This is a genomic window from Bacillus sp. HSf4 (assembly GCF_029537375.1).
Classification (GTDB): domain Bacteria; phylum Bacillota; class Bacilli; order Bacillales; family Bacillaceae; genus Bacillus; species Bacillus sonorensis_A.
This window is the reverse complement of the sequence record NZ_CP120679.1, coordinates 3,904,887-3,926,713: the sequence shown is the minus strand read 5'-3', so window position 1 is coordinate 3,926,713 and position 21,827 is coordinate 3,904,887. Positions and strand designations below refer to the sequence as shown.

Annotated in this window: 17 protein-coding genes; 11 read left to right on the top strand and 6 right to left on the bottom strand. The window is 48.9% G+C overall.

What is annotated here, in order from left to right; genetic code table 11:
- Window positions 1-12 precede the first annotated feature (12 nt).
- Genes P3X63_RS20305 through P3X63_RS20295 form a run of 3 tightly spaced genes read left to right on the top strand, consistent with a single transcriptional unit; the run spans window position 13 to window position 8,860 of the window.
- Complete coding sequence (locus P3X63_RS20305) at window positions 13-7,173, top strand: amino acid adenylation domain-containing protein (protein WP_277691784.1); 7,161 nt, start codon at window positions 13-15, stop codon at window positions 7,171-7,173.
- A gap of 29 nt (window positions 7,174-7,202) precedes the next feature.
- Window positions 7,203-7,427 (top strand): MbtH family protein, encoded by a 225-nt coding sequence (locus tag P3X63_RS20300; protein ID WP_026589054.1) that lies wholly within the window; start codon window positions 7,203-7,205, stop codon window positions 7,425-7,427.
- Window positions 7,428-7,429: 2 nt separating this feature from the next.
- Window positions 7,430-8,860: a DHA2 family efflux MFS transporter permease subunit gene (locus tag P3X63_RS20295; protein ID WP_481748564.1), complete on the top strand. Its 1,431-nt coding sequence runs from the start codon at window positions 7,430-7,432 to the stop codon at window positions 8,858-8,860.
- A 54-nt stretch (window positions 8,861-8,914) separates the two neighbouring features.
- On the opposite strand, the gene cls is transcribed toward P3X63_RS20295, so the two are convergent.
- Complete coding sequence (gene cls, locus P3X63_RS20290) at window positions 8,915-10,363, bottom strand: cardiolipin synthase (protein ID WP_026589052.1); 1,449 nt, start codon at window positions 10,361-10,363, stop codon at window positions 8,915-8,917.
- A gap of 246 nt (window positions 10,364-10,609) precedes the next feature.
- On the opposite strand from cls, the gene P3X63_RS20285 reads away from it, so the two are divergent.
- A complete protein-coding gene (locus P3X63_RS20285; protein WP_277691780.1) occupies window positions 10,610-11,053 on the top strand; it encodes a YwnF family protein in 444 nt (147 codons plus the stop codon).
- A 41-nt stretch (window positions 11,054-11,094) separates the two neighbouring features.
- Here the strand turns inward: P3X63_RS20285 and P3X63_RS20280 are convergent, their stop codons facing one another.
- Complete coding sequence (locus P3X63_RS20280; RefSeq protein ID WP_077736150.1) at window positions 11,095-11,592, bottom strand: GNAT family N-acetyltransferase; 498 nt, start codon at window positions 11,590-11,592, stop codon at window positions 11,095-11,097.
- A 202-nt stretch (window positions 11,593-11,794) separates the two neighbouring features.
- Between P3X63_RS20280 and spoIIQ the strand changes: the two genes are divergently transcribed.
- From spoIIQ to P3X63_RS20265, 3 genes are all read left to right on the top strand, one after another.
- Window positions 11,795-12,673, top strand: coding sequence for a stage II sporulation protein SpoIIQ (gene spoIIQ / locus P3X63_RS20275; RefSeq protein ID WP_026589049.1), 879 nt, complete (start codon window positions 11,795-11,797; stop codon window positions 12,671-12,673).
- A gap of 135 nt (window positions 12,674-12,808) precedes the next feature.
- Entirely contained in the window at window positions 12,809-13,414 is a 606-nt protein-coding gene (locus P3X63_RS20270) for an RNA polymerase sigma factor (protein WP_026589048.1), read from the top strand.
- 12 nt (window positions 13,415-13,426) lie between these two features.
- Window positions 13,427-13,999 carry an ATP-dependent Clp protease proteolytic subunit gene (locus P3X63_RS20265; RefSeq protein WP_026589047.1) on the top strand — a complete coding sequence of 191 codons (573 nt, stop codon included), beginning with the start codon at window positions 13,427-13,429 and terminating at the stop codon, window positions 13,997-13,999.
- 44 nt (window positions 14,000-14,043) lie between these two features.
- Here P3X63_RS20265 and P3X63_RS20260 read toward each other — a convergent pair whose 3' ends face one another.
- The 3 genes from P3X63_RS20260 to P3X63_RS20250 form a co-directional block, all read right to left on the bottom strand.
- Window positions 14,044-14,394 (bottom strand): P-II family nitrogen regulator, encoded by a 351-nt coding sequence (locus P3X63_RS20260; protein ID WP_003185936.1) that lies wholly within the window; start codon window positions 14,392-14,394, stop codon window positions 14,044-14,046.
- 19 nt (window positions 14,395-14,413) lie between these two features.
- Window positions 14,414-15,625 (bottom strand): ammonium transporter, encoded by a 1,212-nt coding sequence (locus P3X63_RS20255; protein WP_026589046.1) that lies wholly within the window; start codon window positions 15,623-15,625, stop codon window positions 14,414-14,416.
- Window positions 15,626-15,774: 149 nt separating this feature from the next.
- Window positions 15,775-17,073 (bottom strand): hemolysin family protein, encoded by a 1,299-nt coding sequence (locus P3X63_RS20250; RefSeq protein ID WP_277691774.1) that lies wholly within the window; start codon window positions 17,071-17,073, stop codon window positions 15,775-15,777.
- 165 nt (window positions 17,074-17,238) lie between these two features.
- Here P3X63_RS20250 and P3X63_RS20245 point away from each other — a divergent pair, with 165 nt between their 5' ends.
- Together P3X63_RS20245 and P3X63_RS20240 are read left to right on the top strand one after the other, a co-directional pair.
- Complete coding sequence (locus P3X63_RS20245) at window positions 17,239-18,180, top strand: magnesium transporter CorA family protein (RefSeq protein ID WP_026589044.1); 942 nt, start codon at window positions 17,239-17,241, stop codon at window positions 18,178-18,180.
- Between the two features lie 65 nt (window positions 18,181-18,245).
- Window positions 18,246-18,656, top strand: a complete 411-nt coding sequence (locus P3X63_RS20240; RefSeq protein WP_277691772.1) for a CBS domain-containing protein — start codon at window positions 18,246-18,248, stop codon at window positions 18,654-18,656.
- A gap of 371 nt (window positions 18,657-19,027) precedes the next feature.
- Here P3X63_RS20240 and P3X63_RS20235 read toward each other — a convergent pair whose 3' ends face one another.
- A complete protein-coding gene (locus P3X63_RS20235; protein WP_277691771.1) occupies window positions 19,028-19,753 on the bottom strand; it encodes a YqjF family protein in 726 nt (241 codons plus the stop codon).
- A gap of 135 nt (window positions 19,754-19,888) precedes the next feature.
- On the opposite strand from P3X63_RS20235, the gene P3X63_RS20230 reads away from it, so the two are divergent.
- Entirely contained in the window at window positions 19,889-20,710 is an 822-nt protein-coding gene (locus tag P3X63_RS20230) for a manganese catalase (protein ID WP_077736047.1), read from the top strand.
- 132 nt (window positions 20,711-20,842) lie between these two features.
- Window positions 20,843-21,769, top strand: a complete 927-nt coding sequence (locus P3X63_RS20225; protein WP_277691767.1) for a manganese-dependent inorganic pyrophosphatase — start codon at window positions 20,843-20,845, stop codon at window positions 21,767-21,769.
- Window positions 21,770-21,827 lie beyond the last annotated feature (58 nt).

The window sequence follows — 21,827 nt, the reverse complement described above, 5'->3', positions numbered from 1 at the left end:
GAGGTCGACATCATGTCTGAATATCAAGAAAACCGCAGGCCGCTAACCGGAGCACAGGCCGGCATTTGGTATGCACAGCAGCTTGATCCGCAAAATCCGATCTATAATACCGCTGAATATGTAGAAATCAGCGGTCCGATTGACCAGCAGCTCTTTGAGAAAGCCCTTCGGCAAGTGATCGGAGAAGCTGATACATTGCACCTTCGATTTGGAGAAGATGAGGAAGGGCCTTGGCAGGTGATCGCTCCGCCTTCAGATTTTCACATCCACTTCATTGATGTCAGTTCAAAGCCGGATCCGCGGCAGGCCGCTCAAGAATGGATGAACAGCGACCTTGCCCGGCCGGTCGATCTGAGCAGCGGCCCGCTTTTTACAGAAGCGCTTTTTAAAGCGGCGCCGGATCTTTTTTTCTGGTATCACCGGGCACATCACATCGCAACCGATGGATTCAGTTTTGCCCTTATAGCCGAGCGGCTGTCAAAATTGTATACCGCATTGGTTCAAGGGCGACCGCTTGATCATGATCGGCCCTTCGGCTCCTTTGACTCGATTCTTAAGGAAGAGTCGGTGTATCGTTCGTCAGATCAATATCAAAAGGACCGCCGATTTTGGCTGGATCGCTTCCGTGATGAACCGGACGTACCCAGCCTTGCCGGCCGGGCGCCGAGAACATCTTCCAGTTTTCTGCGGAAATCTGTTCATCTGCCTGCAGAAAGCGCAGATCGGCTCTTGTCTGCAGCCAGCTCGCTGGGAACAAGCTGGCATGAAGCAGTCATTGCCGCGGCCGCCATTTATCTCCATCGTCTCACAGGGGCGCGTGATGTCGTGCTCGGACTGCCGATGATGTGCCGATTAGGATCGGCTTCGTTGAATATTCCCGGCATGGTCATGAATCTTTTGCCGCTTCGTATATCTGTGCAGCCGGAAATGGGAATGGCCCGCCTGATGAAGCAGATTTCTGAGGAAATCGTAAAGTTGCGCCGTCATCAGCATTATCGTCATGAAGAGCTGCGGCGCGATCTTAAACTGCTTGGGGAAAACCAGCGTCTGTTCGGTCCGCAGATTAATTTGCTGCCATTTACCGGCGGTTTGAGCTTTGCCGGACATCCCGGAGTTGTTCACAATCTTGCGACAGGGCCTGTCGACGACATTTCGATCAACATTTACGGAAGGCCTGGCGGAAGCGGCATGAAGGTAAATATGGATGCAAATCCCGCCGTATATCATGATGATGATCTGAAGCAGCATCTGAATCGTTTTCTGTCTATTCTGAAAACATTCGCCGACGCAAGACAGGACATGCCTGTTGGCAAAATAGAGTTTCTGCTGCCTGAAGAGCGCCATCAGGCGCTTAGCAAATGGAATGAAACAGATCACGCACTTCCGGATGACACTCTTCCTGAATTATTTGAGATGCAGGCGAAAGAAAATCCGAACTCGCCTGCGGTGGTCTTCCAGGATGATGTACTCAGCTATTCCGAATTGAATGAACGGGCGAACCGGCTGGCCCATCTGTTGATCGAAAGAGGAGCCGGACCGGAGCGGTTTGTTGCACTGGCGCTGCCGCGTTCAACGGAAATGGTGATCTCCATGCTTGCCGTTCTTAAGGCTGGAGCGGCATATTTGCCGATCGACCCGGAATATCCGTCTGAGCGGATCGCTTATATGCTCAGCGATGCTCAACCGATGCTTGTCTTGACGAGCAAAGAGACCGCAGCAAACATACCAGAGCATATAAAGGCCGAGAGCATGATGATTGACGACATTGACGTCATCGATGAACTCAGCCGCTATTCCGCCGCCAATCCGGCTGTTTATGATCGACACGGCACATCGCCTCAGCATCCCGCATATATGATCTATACGTCGGGTTCTACCGGAAGGCCTAAGGGTGTTATCGTATCGGTTGAAAACTTATGCAATTTTCTTCTATCGATGCGGGAGACGTTTGCACTGCAGCGGTATGACCGGCTTTTGGCGGTTACTACGATTGCTTTTGACATATCGGCGCTGGAAATTTATTTGCCCCTTATCAGCGGAGCCTGTTTCGTTATCGCGAAGAAGGAAACTGTACAAGATCCGAGCGCTTTGGGGAACGTGCTTGATAAGCAAAACATTACGATCATGCAGGCAACACCGACACTGTGGCATGCATTAGTGTCAAGCGTCCCGGAAAAGCTCCGCGGACTCAAGGTGCTTGTTGGAGGAGAGGCTCTTTCAAGCACCCTTGCTCAGCAATTGCAAGAGCTGGACTGTCAGGTTACAAACCTTTATGGTCCGACTGAGACGACGATTTGGTCAACCTCTGCCGCATTGGAAAATGGGCGGAAGGAAGCACCTTCAATCGGCCGCCCGATTTGGAACACACAAGTATATGTACTGGATGCTGCCCTCCAGCCTGTTCCAGCGGGAGTGGAAGGTGAGCTTTATGTGGCCGGTACAGGGGTGGCGCGCGGTTATTTGGGCCGACCTGATCTTACGGCTGAGCGTTTCATTGCCAATCCTTTCGGCCCGCCGGGATCCCGCATGTATCGGACAGGCGATCTCGTGCGGCAGCGCTCTGACGGTTCTTTGGACTATATCGGAAGGGTAGACCATCAAGTTAAGATCCGCGGATTCCGTATCGAAACGGGGGAAATCGATGCCGTGATCGCCAGCCATTGTGATGTTCACCAAGCTGCTGTTATCGTGCGTGAAGACCGGCCGGGCGACCCGCGCCTGACCGCATATATCGTTCCCGTACCTGGAGCGGACCCTCATCCGGCTGAACTTCGCCGCCATGTCAGTGATGCTCTTCCTGATTATATGGTGCCGTCCGCATTCGTCATTTTAGACGAGCTTCCGTTGACACCGAATGGAAAGCTGGATCGCAAGGCGCTGCCCGCTCCCGAGGTGAGCGCCCAGGGTGCAGGACGTGAGCCGCGAACGCCGCAGGAAGAGATTTTATGCGATTTGTTTGCTGAGGTACTCGGATTGTCCCACGTCAGCATAGATGACAGCTTTTTTGATCTTGGCGGACATTCGCTTCTCGCCGGCAGACTCATGAGCCGTATTCGCGATGTTCTGGGTGCCGAGCTTGGCATCGGCCGTTTATTTGATAAGCCGACTCCTGCAGGACTTGCCAGACAGCTTGATCAGGCGGCGGGCGCCCGTCCGGCTCTCAGGAAGGTTGAGCGGCGCCAAGAAATTCCGCTTTCCTTTGCCCAGAGCCGGCTATGGTTTTTACACTGTTTGGAAGGGCCGAGTCCAACATACAATATTCCGGTCGTCGTCAACTTGTCGGGCAAGCTGAATCAGGAAGCGCTTGAGAGGGCTTTATGCGATATTGCAGAACGACATGAACCGCTGAGAACGATTTTTCCGGAGAGGCAAGGAACATCGTACCAGCATATTTTAGAACCTGCTAAAGCCCGTCCTGAACTGCATGTTTCTTCCATTAACGAAAATGAGCTGGAGGAAGCGATCAATGAAGCTGTCAGATACAGCTTTAACCTTGCACAAGAGCCATCGTTCCGTACTCGGCTTTTCGTGCTTGGAGAGAACAAATATGTTCTGCTGCTGCTTCTGCACCATATGATTGGTGACGGCTGGTCTTTAACACCGCTGACCCGTGATTTGGCGGAGGCTTACAACGCCCGCTGCAAAGGGACAGCTCCGGAGTGGCAGCCGCTTGCCGTACAATATGCCGACTATTGTTTCTGGCAAAAACGTCTCCTTGGAAGCGAGGACAATTCGGAAAGTCTGATTGCAAAGCAACTGAAATTTTGGACAAATACGCTACAGAATGTGCCGGACCAGCTTGAGATTCCAGCTGATTTTCCGCGGCCGGCTGAATCAAGCTATCGCGGAGACACGATTCAGCTCAGCATTGATGAGGAGCTGCACAGCCGGCTGCTCGGCTTGGCCCGCACAAGCGGAGTCAGTCTGTTTATGATTTTGCAGGCGGGGCTTGCCACACTGCTGTCAAGAATGGGGGCTGGAAGCGATATTCCGATCGGCAGCCCGATCGCGGGAAGAAGCGATGACTCGCTCGGCGAGCTGATCGGATTATTCATCAATACGCTTGTGCTCCGGACTGACACATCTGGTGATCCAAGCTTTCGCGAGCTCCTTTCCAGGGTTCGAAAAGTAAATCTTGATGCATATGAAAATCAAGATCTTCCTTTTGAACGCCTTGTTGAAGTTCTCAATCCAGCCCGGTCACGTGCGAGACATCCGCTCTTTCAAATCATGCTGGCGTTTCAAAACACGTCTGAACCGACGCTTGACTTTTCAGACCTCGAATCTCAGCTTGAAGTCAGAAGTGTCGGCGCCGCCAAGTTTGATTTGACGATCGAGCTTCGCGAACATCGTCATTCAGACGGAACACCGGCAGGGATTGCCGGATTCCTTGAATACAGTACAGATCTGTTTAAGCGCGATACGGCTGAAGCGCTGGCTGCAAGGCTTGTCAGACTGCTCGGATCCGCCGCGGCTGACCCCGATCAGCCGGTTGGCCGCCTGGAAATCCTCCTGCCGGAAGAACGGAGAACGATGCTGGCCGCATGGAATAAAGCCCCGCTTCAGATGCATGAGGCCTGTTTACCGACACTGTTTGAGAAGCAAGCCGCTCTTCATCCTGAAGCGATTGCCGTCACCTATGAGGATCGGGTGCTCACCTATGATGAACTCAACAAGCGGGCGAACCGGCTGGCTCACTTGCTGATTGCCAAAGGGATCGGCCCTGAACAATTTGCAGCGTTGGCGCTTCCGCGGTCGCTTGAAATGGTCATCGGTCTGCTGGCTGTGCTTAAAGCAGGTGCGGCATACGTTCCCCTTGATCCGGATTATCCGGCTGAACGAATCGCTTTTATGCTAAAAAGTTCCGAACCTGCTTGTATCATTACAAATTTAGAGACTGCTTCTCATCTTGATGCAGGAGCTGTTTTACAAATCACACTCGATGATCGCCACACGATGGAGCAATTGAAAAACTGTCCTGACACGAATCCAAGTGACGCGGATCGTCTTGAGCCTTTACAGCCGCTCCACCCGGCATATGTCATTTATACATCCGGTTCAACCGGTACGCCAAAAGGAGTCGTCATTCCGCATCAGAATGTTGTCCGGCTGTTCGGAGCGACAGAGCAATGGTTCCATTTTGGTGCAGACGATGTTTGGACGATGTTCCATTCCTATGCGTTTGATTTTTCGGTTTGGGAAATGTGGGGCCCGCTGCTGCAAGGGGGGAGGCTTGTTGTCGTTCCTCACGCCATCAGCCGCTCGCCGCGTGAGTTTTTGCGCCTGCTTGTCAATGAAGGTGTAACAGTGCTCAACCAGACGCCGTCGGCATTTTATCAATTGATGCAGGCAGATCGCGACAATCCTGAGATTGGCAAGCTATTGACTTTGCGTTTTGTCATCTTCGGGGGAGAAGCACTCGAGCTGAGCCGGCTGGAAGACTGGTATGAGCGTCATCCGGAACATTTCCCTTCACTGATCAATATGTACGGAATCACGGAGACCACGGTACATGTCAGCTACATTTCCCTTGATCGGAAGCTTGCTTCTCTAAAAGCCAACAGTCTGATCGGCTGCGGGATACCCGATCTTGGCGTATATGTGCTTGATTCATGCCTTGAGCCTGTTCCGCCCGGTGTAGCCGGGGAGCTTTACGTATCGGGAAGCGGGCTCGCGCGCGGTTATTTGGGAAGACCGGACTTGACGGCTGAACGGTTTGTCGCCGATCCGTATGGGCCTCCGGGGACGCGGATGTATCGGACGGGTGATCTGGCCCGCTGGCGTCCGGATGGTTCTCTAGATTATATGGGGCGCGCGGATCAGCAGATTAAAATTCGCGGTTTCCGGATTGAACTGGGTGAAATTGAAGCTGTGCTTGTTCAGCATGATGATGTGGATCAAGCGGCTGTCGTGGTTCGGGAAGATCAGCCGGGAGACAAGCGTCTGATCGCCTATATTGTTCCTGCGTCAGATGCAGGGGCAGATCCGGCAGAACTGCGCCGGTATACCGCCGGAACACTGCCTGACTACATGGTGCCTTCAGCCTTTGTTGATATTGCTGACCTGCCACTTACCCCAAATGGCAAGCTCGACCGCAAAGCCTTGCCAGAACCTGACTTTACAGCGGCGGTCAAAGGAAGAGGACCGCGCACACCACAGGAAGAGATACTGTGCGATCTTTTTGCGGACATTTTGAATTTGCCACGGGTCGGCATCGATGACGGTTTCTTTGAGCTTGGCGGACATTCCCTGCTCGCCGTTCAGCTGATGAGCCGCATTCGCGACGCGCTCGGCGTCGAACTGGGCATCGGTGATTTGTTGGCAGCTCCTACTGTCAGCGGTCTTGCCGAACGGATTGAAGCCGGCGGCAGCCACAATGCGTTAGATGTTCTGCTTCCGCTGAGAGCGGGCGGCAGCGAGCCGCCTCTGTTCTGTGTGCACCCTGCCGGAGGATTGAGCTGGTGCTACGCCGGTTTGATGACGTCTCTAAACAAAGAATATCCGATTTACGGCCTTCAGGCCCGAGGTATTGCAAGAGAGGAAACATTGCCGCAGACATTGGATGAAATGGCTGCAGATTATATTCGTCATATTCGTACGATTCAGCCTGCCGGCCCTTACCGCCTTCTCGGCTGGTCTCTCGGAGGCAATGTTGTGCACGCCATCGCCACACAGCTTCAAAAGCAAGGAGAAACCGTTTCTCTTCTAGTCATGCTTGATGCTTATCCGAATCATTTTCTGCCGATTAAAGATGCCCCAGATGAGCAGGAAGCGCTTGTTGCTCTCTTAGCATTGGGCGGATACGATCCGGACAGTCTTGACGGGGAGCCGCTTGAGCTTTCCAGCGCGATCGACATCCTGCGCCGCGACGGCAGTGCGCTTGCCAGTCTTGATGAATCGGCGATTTTGAACCTGAAAGAAACTTATGTGAATTCGGTTCGCATTTTAAGCGAATATAAGCCGCAAACCTATCAAGGGGATCTTTTATTCTTCAGATCAACCGTTATTCCGGAATGGTTTGATCCGATTGAACCGGAATCATGGCGTCCATATCTTCAAGGTGAAATTGAACAGCATGATATTGACTGCCGGCATAAAGATTTGTGCCAGCCGGGTCCTCTTGCCGAAATTGGCCGAGTCCTTGCGGAAAAATTGGCTGCGATGATGAAATAAAGTTCGAGGATAAGAAGGGAGAGAAAAAGATGACGAATCCTTTTGAGAATGAAAACGGCGCATATGTCGTCTTAAGGAATCATGAAGGCCAGTACTCGCTCTGGCCGGCCTTTCTTGATGTGCCGGCCGGCTGGACGACGGTCTTTGGAGAAGACAGCCGAAGCGCTTGTCAGGAATACATCAGTTCGAATTGGGCCGATTTGCGCCCGAACAGTCTGAAGCCTGCTCTCGGAGTTCACGGCGGTGAGGAGTGAACATGAGACCGTTCAATCAAAGGACGGTTGTCAGTGTCGTATATGTGACGGCGATGTTTATGGCCGCAATGGATGCGAGCGTCGTCAATGTGGCGCTTCCGGCCATCATCAATGAATTCCAGACACCTCCGTCGGCAGCCGCCATCGTCAATATCGGCTATTTAATCAGCCTCGCCGTTTGCCTTCCGGTTGCCGGCTGGCTCGGCGACCGCTGGGGGACAAAACGGATATTTCTGATCGCGCTTGGTCTGTTTACGGCGTCATCTGCATTATGCGGGCTTGCCGATCATCTTGCGGCTTTAAATTTGTTTCGCGTCATCCAGGGGGCAGGTGGAGGACTGATGACGCCGGTGGGAATGGCGATCCTGTTCAGAACGTTTCCGCCGCATGAGCGGCCTAAAGTTTCCCGCCTTCTTGTTCTTCCGGTCGCCGTTGCTCCGGCACTCGGGCCGATCATCAGCGGATTTTTGACTGATCAGCTGTCATGGCGCTGGATTTTTTATATCAATATTCCGATCGGGATCATCATTTTGCTCTTCGGGATGCTGTTCCTTGACGAGCATATTGAATCAAAGGCGGAACGGTTCGATCTGCCGGGATTTCTTCTCTCAGCGCCGGGAATGGCGCTGGCGATTTTTGCTCTTAGCCAGGCCCCTGTGCGGGGATTCGCTTCACCTGCTGTACTTGCTGCCGCGATCGGAGGACTGATTCTTTTGACAGCGCTCGTATTTGTCGAACTTCAGGTTCAGCAGCCGCTTCTCAATCTGCGATTGCTGTCTGAGCGGGTGTTTGGAACGATGAGCATGATCTCGCTGTTGTCCGCCGCGGGACTGCTCGGTATGCTTTATGTGTTTCCGCTGATGTATCAGGAAGTGCTCCATTATTCGGCCTTGGATACGGCGCTGATCACATTTCCTGAAGCGCTGGGGCTGATGCTTGCTTCCCAGGTGATGCCCCGGACGCTTGCAAAATTCGGTCCGCGCCGGCTGATTTCTGCCGCATTGGTATGCGCCGCCGTGATGTTTGCGCTGATCAGCTTGACCGGCCCGGGATCAAATCCATGGTTTTTGAGGATGCTGCTGTTTTTGGCTGGATTTTTCTTGGGTCAAGCGGTCGGTGCGGTGCAGATCACTTCTTTCGCCAACATTTCATCAGCTTCAATGGGGCGGGCGACGACATTGTTTCATGTGCAAAATCGGCTCGGTTCGGCTTTGGGGGTTGCGGCCTTGAGCTGCCTGCTTGCCCTCATGAGCCGGCATTCGGGGGATTTTGCGCCGGATTTTGCGGCTTACCGGGCGGCTTTGCTCGGTGCGGCGGGGTTCCTAGCAGCCGCTTTTTGCTTCGCGCTTAGCATCCGTGATGCCGACATCGCCCCCAGCACCGGCAAACGCTCTTCGCCGGCAGCCCATGATGCCCCGGCGGCAGGAGAATAACAGACCCGGAAAAAATCCCCCTGGATACACCCAGGGGGATTTGCTTTTGCCATTCTATAAAATCGGTGACAGCAAAATGGAAATGGCCTCTTTGAAACGGACGTTTCTGCTTCGGTTTTGATATTCTTCAATCGTCAGCTCCTTCGATACTCGCAGGTCTTTTTCGAATGATAGAACAAGGCTTTTGGCAATTTCCTCGTCATATAAAAAGGCGTTGACTTCAAAGTTCAGCTTGAAGCTGCGCATGTCAATATTGGCCGTTCCGACTGATGAAATCTCTTCATCCACGATAATCGTTTTCGCATGAATAAAGCCGTTATCGTAAATGAATACTGTTGCACCTGCTTTCAGAAGCTCGCCGATATAAGAAAAAGTCGCCCAGTACACAAAAGGATGGTCGGGCTTGTTCGGGATCATGATTCTGACGTCAACTCCCGACAAACAAGCGATCCTGAGCGCGTCGAGCAGGCTTGCATCAGGGATGAAGTAAGGCGTTTGAATCAGAATGGACCGTTTGGCCGTCGAGATCATTTTAATGTAGCCGTTTTTGATCTGTTCCCATTCCGAATCCGGTCCGCTTGTGACAATCTGCATGCCGATGTTTCCGCAAGAGTCGATTTCAGGGAAGTGGTTTGGCATATAAGTAATGTCATGGTGATGTGAGGCCTGATTCCAGTCAAGGATGAACCGCGTTTGAATGGAGTGGACGGCGGTTCCTTTGATTCTGAGATGCGTATCCCGCCAATAGCCAAACTTGGGGTTCAGGCCGAGGTATTCGTCCCCGACATTAAATCCCCCGACATATCCGATGACACCGTCGATAATGACCAGCTTGCGGTGGTTGCGGTAATTCATGCGCAGGTTGATAAATTTAAACCGCGACGGGAAAAACACTTCGACATAGCCTCCAGCTTTGATCAGCTCTTTAAAAAAGCTCTTTCGCAAGCTTCTCGACCCCAATTCGTCGTACAGAACGCGGACTTCCACACCTTCTTTTGCTTTTTTGACGAGCGCATCGCGCAGCTTTTTTCCGATATCATCGCCTTTATAAATATAATATTGCAGATGAATATGGTCTTTGGCGTTTTCAATATCGCGGAGGAGGCGGTCAAATTTCTGGCGCCCGTCGGTCAGCAATTCAACGGCATTGTCTTCTGTGAAAACGGCGTGATTATTGACAATGTGCATATAAATTAAGTCTTTGCTGTCTGCCGTCGCTTTATTGCGAAATGCAAATTCGCGGCTTTTCAGCTTAGCGAGCTGCTGCTCCAATATTTTTTCCATCCCGATTCTTTTCCGGTCTTCCCATTGAAAGAGATGCTTCCGGCTTAAATTATGGCCGAATAGCAAATAAAGGCCGAATCCGAGGACGGGAATGAAGAAGAGAACGAGAAGCCAGGCCCAGGAGGCGCTTGCATCGCGGCGTTCTCTAAAAATCACAACGATTGCCAAAAGTGTATTTATTACTAATATAAAACCGAGAAATATCGATGTGATGCTAATATTTTTAATAATATCCATGTTGAACCTCGCAAGACGGATTTGTTTTTATACATTCCATTTATATCAGTTACTCCCTTTTCAAGCAACTATCTCATGATATACGGATCAAAAACAGAAAAGTTTCTTTCCGAAAAGGAAGATAAGGCAAAAAACTGTAAAACATGTTGGAACTAAGTTACGATATAAATATAGAAATCGGATTTATTACCGGAATAAGGTCTCTTAACGAATGCAGGAGGGATTTTTATGGATATTGAAACATTTAATCAAATGCCGGCCTTTATGAAGGAAGAATTGGATAATCTCAAGCGGGTCGCTGCCCCGATCTTAAAGAAGAGGCTCGTTTTTCTGTTTGTGGCCATTCCGCTGCTTTTGGCTTCGCTTATTTATCTCTCAACATTCTGGGGCCAGGTATCTTTCGGAACGGAATCGTATATTAAAATCGGCATCGCCGCCATCGGCGCCGCTTTTGGAATGGCTTTGCTCAAAGAGTCGTCCCACCAAAAAAGAAATGTCCAGGAGACGGTGATGACCTATATTTTGGACCGGATGCAAAAAAGCGAAGTGCTTCCTGACGATCGGAAAAACCGCTATGTCCGGGCGGTCAAAGAAGAGCCGTTTACTGTGATGAGAAGCTTTTTGGAGTTTTTAAATGAAGAGGAAAACAGAAGACAGAGATTAGCTGAATAATGAAGGAAAGAGCTGTATCTCAGCTCTTTTTTTGTGTCCCGTCAGCTTTCATTTAGTTCTTTTCCGAGTATTTTCAAGTCGTACCGGTTCCCGTCCATTTCAGCGATCCCGGGGAAATGCCCCCATTCGGCAAACCCGTGCTTTTCGAAAAGCCTGATGCTCGGAGTATTGTGGGCAAAAATAAAAGCCATTAAAGAACGAATTCCCAGCTTAGACGCCGCTTCAAGCGCGATTTGCAATATTTTAGAACCCATCCCTTTTCCGCGGTGGGCTTCATGGAGGTAAATGCTGACTTCGGCGGTTTTGGCATAAGCGGGCCGACCGTAAAACGATTCAAAGCTGATCCAGCCGATCGTTTCCCCCGCTTCGTTTTCGACGATGTAAAGGGGACGTGCTTCGGTGTGGTTTAAAAACCAATTCATTTTTTCTTCCGGTGACACCGGTTCGATATCTGCCGTGACCATTCGAGAAGCGATTGTGGAGTTGTAGATATCGACGATTTCGGCAAGGTCTGATTGCTTGGCGATGCGTAATTTCATGCGCTCTGTCCTTTCTTCGTTTGAATTGATCATGAACATGAAATCGGCTCGTTGTCTATATCACGCCCCAATTTCATGTTCACCTCAGCCTTCGTTTTTGCATCATCATGAGGCTTTCTGAAAATACGAATCAGAAAAAAAGTTTTTTGTAAATGTATATATTTTCTGAAAAGTGTTCAGAATGTTGCTGAGGTGATGAGTTATGAAAGAGGAAGAAAAGAATCGTACTTCCAAAATCACAAAGCTACAACAGTTTTTTCGTAAACGCTGGGTATTTCCAGCCATTTATCTGAGCAGTGCAGTCGTTGTATTAACTGCCGTTCTCTGGTATCAATCTGCATCCAATAACGATGTGAAAGACCAGCTCACAGATGATGGCAACAAATCAGCATATGATAACCGTGATGACGCGGTAGAAGTAGGAAAACCAGTAGAAAATGTCGCGATGCCGGTTGTTGATTCTGAGAATGTTTCTGTCGTTAAAAAGTTTTTTGAAACAGACGCAACTAAAGAAGAGAAAGAAGCAGCACTTGTAAACTATAATAACACGTACAGCATGAGCAAAGGTATCGACTTGGCTGAGAAAGACGGAAAAACATTCGATGTTTCCGCATCTCTCAGCGGTACGGTTATCAAAGCTGCAAAAGACCCTGTACTGGGCTACGTTGTTGAGGTGGAACATGAAGATGGTTTATCAACGGTGTATCAGTCTCTTTCTGAAGTGAGCGTCAAACAAGGCGACAAAATTGAGCAAAATCAAGTCATCGGAAAAGCAGGCAAAAACCTTTACAATGAAGAAGGCGGAAACCACGTTCATTTTGAAATCCGCAAAGACGGAGTGGCATTAAACCCGCTGAACTTCATGGACAAGCCGGTTTCAAGCATTGAAAAAGCAATCGAGAAACAGGCTTCTGAAGAAGTGAAAGAGCCTGCACAGCCTTCTGTTGAAGAAAAAGCAAAAACGGATGAAAAAGCCAAAGAGCAAAAAGATGACAAAGACGGAAAAACGAAACGTGAAGATTCTTCTGAGGGCTCAGAAACCCAAGATGAGACCCAGAAAGAAGATACAAACCAGCAGTAAACCATATGCGGTTTTAGCGCCTATCATCATGATAGGCGTTTTTTTTTGCTACAATATGTTAAAACCCCGTATCAAATCTGCGGAGTCATCCGTTTATTAAAGTAAGAGGCCTCTTTAAGGAGTGTGAATTCATTCATGAATGAGTTAAATCAAAAAGCGCTGATGAAGTACTGTATGAAAATCACCGGCGACAAATGGGATGCCGAAGATTTGGTTCAGGATACATTCCTGAAATTAATGGAAATCAATCAAACAGACGCCTCACATGCTTATCAAAAAACGGTGGCGAAGCATAAATGGATCGACAGGCTCAGAAAAAGAAAGCGGGAGTGCTTTCTCTCGCCTGAGCATCCGTTATCCGAGCCGACAGAAACGATCAAAGCGGCCGATGAGTTCGCGCATTTGCTGAAAAAGCTTTCAGATGTCCTGACTCCGAAGCAGTTAACCATTTTTTTGCTCAAGGATGTCTTTTCCTTTCAGCTGCACGAAATTGCCGAAGCGCTTAATAAACCCGAATCGTCCGTCAAATCGCTTTTATTCAGGTCACGCCAGCGGCTGAAAGGCCTTTCTAAAGATGAAATTCAAAGGGAGGCGGCAGAAGAGGATCACGAATACGGCAGGCTGCTCGTTCAGGCGGTTTTGTTCCACAACCCCGATTTTCTGCTTGAATATGCGAAAAAGACTTGGCTTTCCGGGGCTTCAGAGCCGTCTTGCCAAAGCATGCTGAGGTGTGCTGCCTAGGAGGTAAAGGCAATGAACACCATTCCTTATGTTATTGAAAAAACAGCGGCGGGAGAAAGGTCATACGATATTTTTTCAAGGCTTCTCAAGGATCGCATCATTATGATCGGCTCGGAATTTTCGGATGACCTGGCCAATCGCGTCACCGCCCAGCTGCTGTTTTTGTCAGCGGAGGATGATGAAAAGGATATTTCGATTTACATCAACAGCCCGGGAGGCTCAACATCGGCCGGCTATGCAATATTGGACACGATGGAATATGTGAAGCCGGACATCCGCACCATTTGTGTGGGAATGGCGGCTTCCATGGGAGCGATCCTCTTGGCGGGCGGAACGAAAGGGAAAAGGTATGCCCTTAAAAACAGCGAAATCATGATCCATCAGCCGCTCGGCGGTGTTAAAGGGCAGGCGACCGACATGGAGATTTCGGCAAGGCGGATCATCAAGCTGAAGGAAAAAATACAGCTGTTTTTCCATGAGCGGACGGGTCAGCCTATTGAAAAGTTAAAAGCCGACATGGAACGCGACTATTTTATGGATGCGGATGAAGCGAAGGCATACGGCATCATTGATGACATCCTGTAACACAAGCAAAGCTCCCGGGTCATGTCTCGCCCGGGAGCTTTGCTTTATAAAGCGTCAGGACCTTCTTCGCCTGTACGGATGTTGATGGTGTTTTTGATTTCGTATATGAAGATTTTGCCGTCTCCGGGCTCTCCGGTTTTCAGGACGTTTTGCGCCGTCTCGGCCACTTTTTCGACGGGCACCTTGCTGACGACGATTTCGACTTTTAACCTTTCATATACATTGCTTTCGCGTTTGACGCCGCGGTATAGCTCTGTATGTCCTTTTTGCAGACCGCAGCCGTGGACATTATAAAACGTAATTGAAGTGACTCCGATTTTGGCCAGCTCCGTTTTCAGCTTTTCAAAGTTTGTAGGACGAGTTACAATTTCCACTTTGTACATTTGACCGCTCATACCATCACTCCTTGACAAATTAATCTTGATACGCTTTTTCGCCGTGCATCGTCAGATCAAGGCCGAGCGTCTCCTCATCCTCTGAGGCACGGAGTGTAAAGATGATACCGACTACCTTAATAATAGCGTAAGTCACGATTGCGACAAACAAATATGTTGCACCAATGGCAATCAGTTGTTTCCACAGCAGGCTGACATTTCCGTAGAAAAGTCCGTCGGCTCCCGCCGGATTGACTGAAGTTGTGGCAAACAGGCCTGTCGCAATCCCGCCCCAGGTTCCGCCGATGCCATGAAGCCCGAAGGCGTCAAGTGCGTCATCATAACCGAATTTTTCTTTTAGGAAAAACACACCCCAAAAACAGACGGCTCCGCCGATCAAGCCGATGCAGACGGATGAAAAAGGCGTGACAAACCCTGCACCCGGCGTAATCGCCACAAGTCCGGCGATCGCTCCCGAAACGGCTCCGAGCATTGTCGGTTTTTTATTGATCAGCCATTCCGCCAAAACCCAGCCGATCAAGCCCGCGGCCGCCGCTGTATTGGTGTTGATAAAAGCCGTCATGGCGACCTCATCAATCGTCAATGCGCTTCCGACGTTAAAACCGAACCATCCAAACCAGATCAGCGCAGCGCCCAGCAATGTCAAAAGCAGGTTATGAGGCGCGGTGTCGCTGATATTTTTTCGTTTGCCAAGCGCGATCGCGACGATCAGGCCGGCGACACCTGATGTGATATGAACGACGTTTCCTCCGGCGAAGTCGATCGCTCCGAGCTCGGCAAGCCAGCCGCCGCCCCATACCCAATGGGCGACAGGAGAGTAGACGAACACGACCCACAGCACGGAAAAAAGGATGAAGGCCGGAAAGCGCATCCGTTCAGCGAAGCTTCCGGAAATAATCGCCGTCGTCAGAACGGCAAACGTCAACTGGAACATCATATAGAGCGTATGCGGGATCGTTTCCGAGTAATCTGGATTCGGATCAAATCCGACTCCGTGTAAACCGATCCATTCCAAGCCGCCGATCAAAGGGTTTCCCGGAGCAAAAGCGAGAGAATATCCGAATAGAATCCATATCAGTGAGACGATGGCAATCGATGATAAGCTGTGCATGACAGTGCTCAGCACATTTTTGCTTCTGACCAGGCCTCCGTAAAATAAAGCGATGCCCGGCGTCATCAGCCACACGAGCAGCGCGCAAAAGAACATAAATACTGTATCCCCCATCTGCATGTATCATTCCTCCGTAGTAGTTCAAATTCTTTTATTCTTTCATTATAGTGACTAAAGAAAGATAACATGATGACTATGTTAGATTTCCTCACATGGTTTTTAGGGAGAAAAGCAGATAGGGCGGGGGCGAATAAAATGAATCGCCGGATTCATGCCGCTTTTGTCACTTCAATCCACACGATCCGACGGCCGTCCATTTCTTTCACTTTAAAAAGGTACCCTTCACTTTCGATTTCGGTTCCGGGCCTGCTTTCGATGTTTTGTGTGAGAAACCAGCCGCCGATTGTATCGATTTCATCATCAGTTAAATGAATCCCAAGCAGATCGTTTACATCCTTGACCAGTACCTTGGCGCTCATGATGTAATAATCTTCTTTGAGTTTGCGAATATCGGATACTTCCTCTGTATCAAATTCATCACGAATATCACCGACAATTTCCTCCACAATATCCTCGATGGTCACCAGGCCTGATGTTCCGCCGTATTCATCCAAAAGAACCGCCATGTGGATTTGTTCTTTCTGCATTTTAACGAACAGCTTGTACACGGGAACAGTTTCAATGGCGTAGATGACGGAATGGATATAAGGTTTTAGCTGCTCGGCTTCCATAGTGAACTCGCCTGCAAGCTCCGCCAGAAGCAGTTCTTTTATATTGATCATTCCGACAATGTGGTCTTTGTCCTTTTGCATGATGGGGAAACGGGTATGCTTGGTTTGTTTGATCAGCCGTTTCACGTTTTGTATCCCGTCTTCCAGGGATAAGACGTTCATTTCATTTCTCGGCACCATGATTTCCTTAGCCATTCGCTCATCAAATTTGAAAATATTGTTCACATATCTCCATTCATTTTGGTTGATCTCTCCGCTTTGATAACTCTCTGACAGGAGTGTTCTCAGTTCTTCCTCCGTGTAGGCCAGCTCATGTTCTCCGGCCGGCTTCACTCCGATAATGCCGGTGATCATGCGGGCCGAATGATTGAGCAGCCATATAAACGGAAACATGATTCGATAAAACCAAGTCATTGGTTTAGAAAACAGAAGTGTCACGATCTCGGCTTTTTGAATGGCAACGGTTTTAGGCGCCAGTTCTCCAATGACGACGTTCAAGTAAGTGACGGATAAAAAAGCGAAAAGAAATGAAAGAATATGCGTCGCCGGCTCATTCAAACCGAGTGCAGTCAAAAGGGGATGCAATAAGCTTTGCATCGTCGGCTCACCAAGCCAGCCGAGACCGAGCGCCGTCACTGTGATGCCGAGCTGACAGGCTGACAAATATTCATCAAGGTGTGAGGTGACTTCTTTGGCAGCAAGCGCGCCCCTTTTTTTCTGGATGACCAATTGGTCGATCTTTGTTCGTCTGACCTTAACGATGGCAAATTCAACCGCCACGAAAAATCCCGTCAAAGCAATTAAAACGGCTACAGCGATCAGCTTCAAAACTTCCAATGCCAGGCCTTCTGAAAAAAAGAAGGCGCACACCTCCTTTTCTATGAAAACATCATACTCGCTACATTCCACCTCCTCACACATGGCAAACATGTTTATTTGTGCAAAAGGCGGGCAAAGACATATAAAGCAAATGGGCTGGATTTAAGAGGAGGGGATCAGAAGATGAGAGTATTTCAGGGAGATGGCTGGACATGGTATCAGCTTGGCCCTCACGAAAAGGCAGAGGCACAAGGGCTGATTCGATCCGATCACTGGCCGGGATGCCGGAAATGGTTTCAAGGCGTTCCTTCAACCAATATCAATTGCTTGGATCTCAATGTTGCAGCCAAAGACAGGGAAGCCCTTTACGGTTCTTATATTTATGATCAGGAACCAGAAGAGGAGCAGGACCGCTCAGCTTTTCATTTTTATTTAACAAAAAACTATTTTTTCACGATGAATTTAGATTTCTCCGTTTTCGCAGAGGTCAGCCTCCAGCGATTGCATGAACAATTGATGAGATGTCATGATGCAGCAGAAGCGTTTTTAGTGTTACTGGGGGAATTAATGAGAGTGTATTTGCATGAGCTTGAGCACTTTGAAGTGCAGCTTGAAAAATTAAGATGGGGATTTCACCATGATAATAACAAAAGCATCATTGAACTCATTCATCAGCGGCGCCATGAGCTGTTGATCATGAGAAGCTTGATTTTATCTATGAAAAAAATCGGAATGGGCATCAAAGAAGCATTTTTATCAAAGGATTTCGCTGCCATTGAACAACGCCGCACCTTTTGCAGGATCGACAGAGGCATTGATTTGATCAAAGAATATGCAAATGAAATCAATTATTTGCTTCATTCCGAAGAAGTGGTGACTTCCCATCGTGGGAATGAGATCTTTAAAGCTCTGACAATCTTTACGACGATCTTTACACCGATGACGGCATTCGGCGCTCTTTGGGGGATGAACTTTGAAGTCATGCCTGAACTATCATTAAAATACGGCTACTTGTTTTCGCTGATTCTGATTTTTTTATCGACCGTTCTTGTCTATTTATATTTGAAAAAGAAGGGCTGGACAGGTGATTTATTAAAAGACAAAAAAAGAAAGGACGGCTTTTAATATGTTTAATCTCCGTTTTTAGCGGATAAGCACATACTAAACCGCTGATAAAGGAGGAAGCCGAAATGAAACTGAAGGATATCATGACAACCGCTGTTGAATGCTGTGAACCATCTGCATCCGTAACAGAAATCGCAGGCAAAATGCGTGATCAAGAGGTTGGTTCAATCCCTGTTTGCGAAAATGAAACATTGTTGGGGATCGTTTCAGACCGTGATATTGTGATCAGATGTGTAGCAGAAAACGCCATCGATGCATCGGCCGAAGATGTGATGAGCACTGAAATGGTCACAGGCCATTCTGACATGTCGGCTGAGGAAGCCAGTGATCTGATGGCAAAACACCAAATTCGCAGACTGCCCATTGTTGAAGAGGGACGCTTGGAAGGGATTGTCGCGTTGGGCGATCTTTCCGTAACAAATGCTGCGGATGAGAAAGCCGGGAAGGCATTAAGCGACATTTCAAAGCCCGCTTGAGCCGTAAGGAAGCAGTCTAGGAAGGCCGAGCATCGGAGCAAACTTTCACAGGATGTGATGACGGCGGCGTTCAGGCAGGACGCCTGCGCAATTAGCCGCCGAACCTCGTTATCATACGTGAGCACCGACTTAGCAGGCCTGACAATGAATGCCAGGGTTTGTCGATACGCTGAAGGAAGAGTATTTTACTCTTCCTTTTGTAATAAATGCAAGATCGGCATTCATCTGGAGGTTTTTTGTTAGTCATGAATCAATAAATAATTTGCCTGTCTTCTGCGTTATTTTTTATGTAGAATTTAGTGTTTCTTTTAACCCCTCTTGATATGGAGTAGCTGGTATTTCACTATTCGGCTTTCTTTTCAATCCCATCACTAAACCCCTTGAAGCGCCCAAAATAAGACGTGCTGCTTTTTAGCGTAATGAAGGAGCGGGGCGGTATGAGGCAATACGAGATCGCTCGCTGCCGCCGCTGTATTTTGGTGAAATTCTGCTTCGGCCTCTTGAAGCGTCCATTGTGAATGGTGGATGTCTTCATAGTAGATCCGGCGATTGTGTGCAGTGTACAGCCGGTATCTTTCCGTCAGCCAGTATTCGAGCGTTCCTTTTTGGGCGCTGAAGGGATCTGACAGCGGACCATAGCTGGTGTGAAAGACCGCTTTTGCATCAGACCTTCTGCTGAAGAATCGAATCCGGCTGTCTTCTTTGTTAAAGGCAATGTCTGCGTGAAAATACGGCAAATGGAAAAAATGCCTCGCGCTCAAGGCGGCTAAGCGTGATCCGGCATCAAGACTGAAAAAATAAACGCCTGGTACACCTTGATATGTGACATATGTTCGGACATTCACCTCAGGAAATCTGCTGATGCCAGGGATGGGCGGCAAAAAGCGGGCCCGCAGATCTGTCAGCAGAAAAGGCAGAATGCCGATCCAAGCCTTTCCGTTAAACGTCTCCAGCTCCAAGGCCGCCGGTACTTTCCCGCGAATGGCCGCAGGTTCAACAGGCCAATGAGCGAACAATACATCGTTCCACGTCTGTGCCATTATCCAGGACCCTTTCGGGAGCGGAAAGGGCCGATGTGAAGTAGTTGTGATCGTCATCTAAAAAACGCTCCTTTTTCTTTTATTATGCTTAAAACATCCATCTGCAACACATTCACGGCATACTGTAACGTTTGATGATCAGCCTCTCCGGTTAAATCAAAAACAGCCGCATAAATAAGGGGAGTGATTCATTTGTTCAAACATACGAAGGTTCTGCAATACCCGGCTAAGCCTGAAAGGCCGGACCCTGTCTTTGCAAAGAAAATGCAGGAGATTCTCGGCGGCCAATACGGCGAAATTTCCGTTGCGATGCAGTATTTGTTCCAGGGCTGGAATACGAGGGGAAATGAAAAATACAAAGACTTAATCATGGATACCGCTGCTGAAGAAATCGGGCATGTCGAAATGATTGCGACGATGATTGCACGCCTGCTTGAAGATGCCCCCGTTTATGAACAGGAGGAAGCGGCCGAAGATCCTGTGATCGGTTCAATCATGAGCGGCATGAACCCGCATCATGCGATCGTTTCGGGTCTCGGGGCCATGCCGGAAAACAGCACGGGCGTTCCATGGAATGCAGGGTATATTGTGGCGAGCGGCAATCTTCTTGCCGACCTCCGTGCAAATGTCAATGCAGAATCACAAGGCCGCCTGCAGGTCGCCAGGCTCTATGAGATGACGGATGACAAGGGTGTAAAAGATATGCTCGGCTTTCTTTTGGCAAGAGATACAATGCACCAAAATCAATGGCTGGCTGCGATCAGGGAATTGGAAGAAAAAGAAGGTGTCATTGTGCCGGGCACGGTTCCAACAGAATATGAGAAGGAAGAATTTGCACACACTTTATACAATTTTTCAGATGGAGAAAAAAGCGCACAGTTTGATTGGCTGAAAGAGAATGCACCGGACGGGAGGAAATTTCAATATGAGAGCGCTCCGGTCGCTTACGGAGATCAACCGGACCTGAAACCTGCTCCAAAACAAAGCCACAATACGCCTGACTATGGAGAATAAAAGAGCCGAGGGCTCTTTTTTTATTTTTTAAAATGACAAAACACTTCGTAAATATTAAAATAAATGACAGGTTTGCAGATTTTTTTATTGTCAGGTAAGCTTACTATAAAAACAAAAGTAAGGAGTTATCAAATGAGTAAAGTACTTATTTTCGGGCACAAAAATCCGGATACGGATACGATTTGTTCAGCGATTGCATACGCGGAATTGAAAAAAGAGCTCGGCTTGGACGCAGAACCTGTCCGCCTGGGCGAAATCAACGGTGAAACCGAATATGCGCTTGAGAAATTCAATGCGGAAGTTCCCCGCCTTGTCGAAACTGTTGCAAATGAAACAGACAGTGTCATTTTGGTTGACCATAACGAACGCCAGCAGAGCGCAGATGACCTCGATAAGGTTCGCGTGCTTGAAGTCATTGACCATCACCGGATTGCCAATTTTGAAACAAGCGATCCGTTATATTATCGTGCAGAGCCTGTTGGATGTACGGCGACGATCTTGAAAAAGCTGTACAAAGAAAACGGTGTGGAGATCAAAAAGGATATTGCCGGCCTCATGCTGTCAGCGATCATTTCAGACTCCCTCTTATTTAAATCTCCGACTTGCACAGATGAAGATGTCCAAGCGGCAAAAGAACTGGCTGAAATCGCCGGCGTTGAGGCTGAAAGCTATGGACTGGACATGCTGAAAGCGGGCGCCGATCTGAGCGCCAAAACGATTCCTCAGCTTCTATCGCTTGATGCGAAGGAATTTACGATGGGAAGCCATAAAGTGGAGATTGCCCAAGTCAATACCGTCGACACAAACGATGTCCTTTCCCGTAAAGAGGAAGTGGATGCAGAGCTTTCAAAAGTGGTTGCGGAAAAAGGGCTGGATTTATTTGTATTCGTCGTGACAGACATTTTGACAAACGACTCTGTCGTCGTCGCTTCAGGACAAGCTGCACAAGCAGTAGAAAAAGCGTTTAATGTCACATTGACAGACAACACAGCGACGCTGAAAGGCGTTGTATCACGTAAAAAACAAATTGTTCCGCCGCTTACGGATGCATTGAAATAATAAAAAAAGCCCTGGCAGCCGGATCCGCAATCCGCTGCCAGGGCTTTTTGTTTTCGCA

Coding starts and splice junctions, on each gene's coding strand:
- P3X63_RS20305 (WP_277691784.1), top strand. CDS start 13: ATGTCTGAATATCAAGAAAACCGCAGGCCGCTAACCGGAGCACAGGCC.
- P3X63_RS20300 (WP_026589054.1), top strand. CDS start 7,203: ATGACGAATCCTTTTGAGAATGAAAACGGCGCATATGTCGTCTTAAGG.
- P3X63_RS20295 (WP_481748564.1), top strand. CDS start 7,430: ATGAGACCGTTCAATCAAAGGACGGTTGTCAGTGTCGTATATGTGACG.
- P3X63_RS20285 (WP_277691780.1), top strand. CDS start 10,610: ATGGATATTGAAACATTTAATCAAATGCCGGCCTTTATGAAGGAAGAA.
- P3X63_RS20280 (WP_077736150.1), bottom strand. CDS start 11,592: ATGAAATTACGCATCGCCAAGCAATCAGACCTTGCCGAAATCGTCGAT.
- spoIIQ (WP_026589049.1), top strand. CDS start 11,795: ATGAAAGAGGAAGAAAAGAATCGTACTTCCAAAATCACAAAGCTACAA.
- P3X63_RS20270 (WP_026589048.1), top strand. CDS start 12,809: ATGAATGAGTTAAATCAAAAAGCGCTGATGAAGTACTGTATGAAAATC.
- P3X63_RS20265 (WP_026589047.1), top strand. CDS start 13,427: ATGAACACCATTCCTTATGTTATTGAAAAAACAGCGGCGGGAGAAAGG.
- P3X63_RS20260 (WP_003185936.1), bottom strand. CDS start 14,394: ATGAGCGGTCAAATGTACAAAGTGGAAATTGTAACTCGTCCTACAAAC.
- P3X63_RS20255 (WP_026589046.1), bottom strand. CDS start 15,625: ATGCAGATGGGGGATACAGTATTTATGTTCTTTTGCGCGCTGCTCGTG.
- P3X63_RS20245 (WP_026589044.1), top strand. CDS start 17,239: ATGAGAGTATTTCAGGGAGATGGCTGGACATGGTATCAGCTTGGCCCT.
- P3X63_RS20240 (WP_277691772.1), top strand. CDS start 18,246: ATGAAACTGAAGGATATCATGACAACCGCTGTTGAATGCTGTGAACCA.
- P3X63_RS20235 (WP_277691771.1), bottom strand. CDS start 19,753: ATGACGATCACAACTACTTCACATCGGCCCTTTCCGCTCCCGAAAGGG.
- P3X63_RS20225 (WP_277691767.1), top strand. CDS start 20,843: ATGAGTAAAGTACTTATTTTCGGGCACAAAAATCCGGATACGGATACG.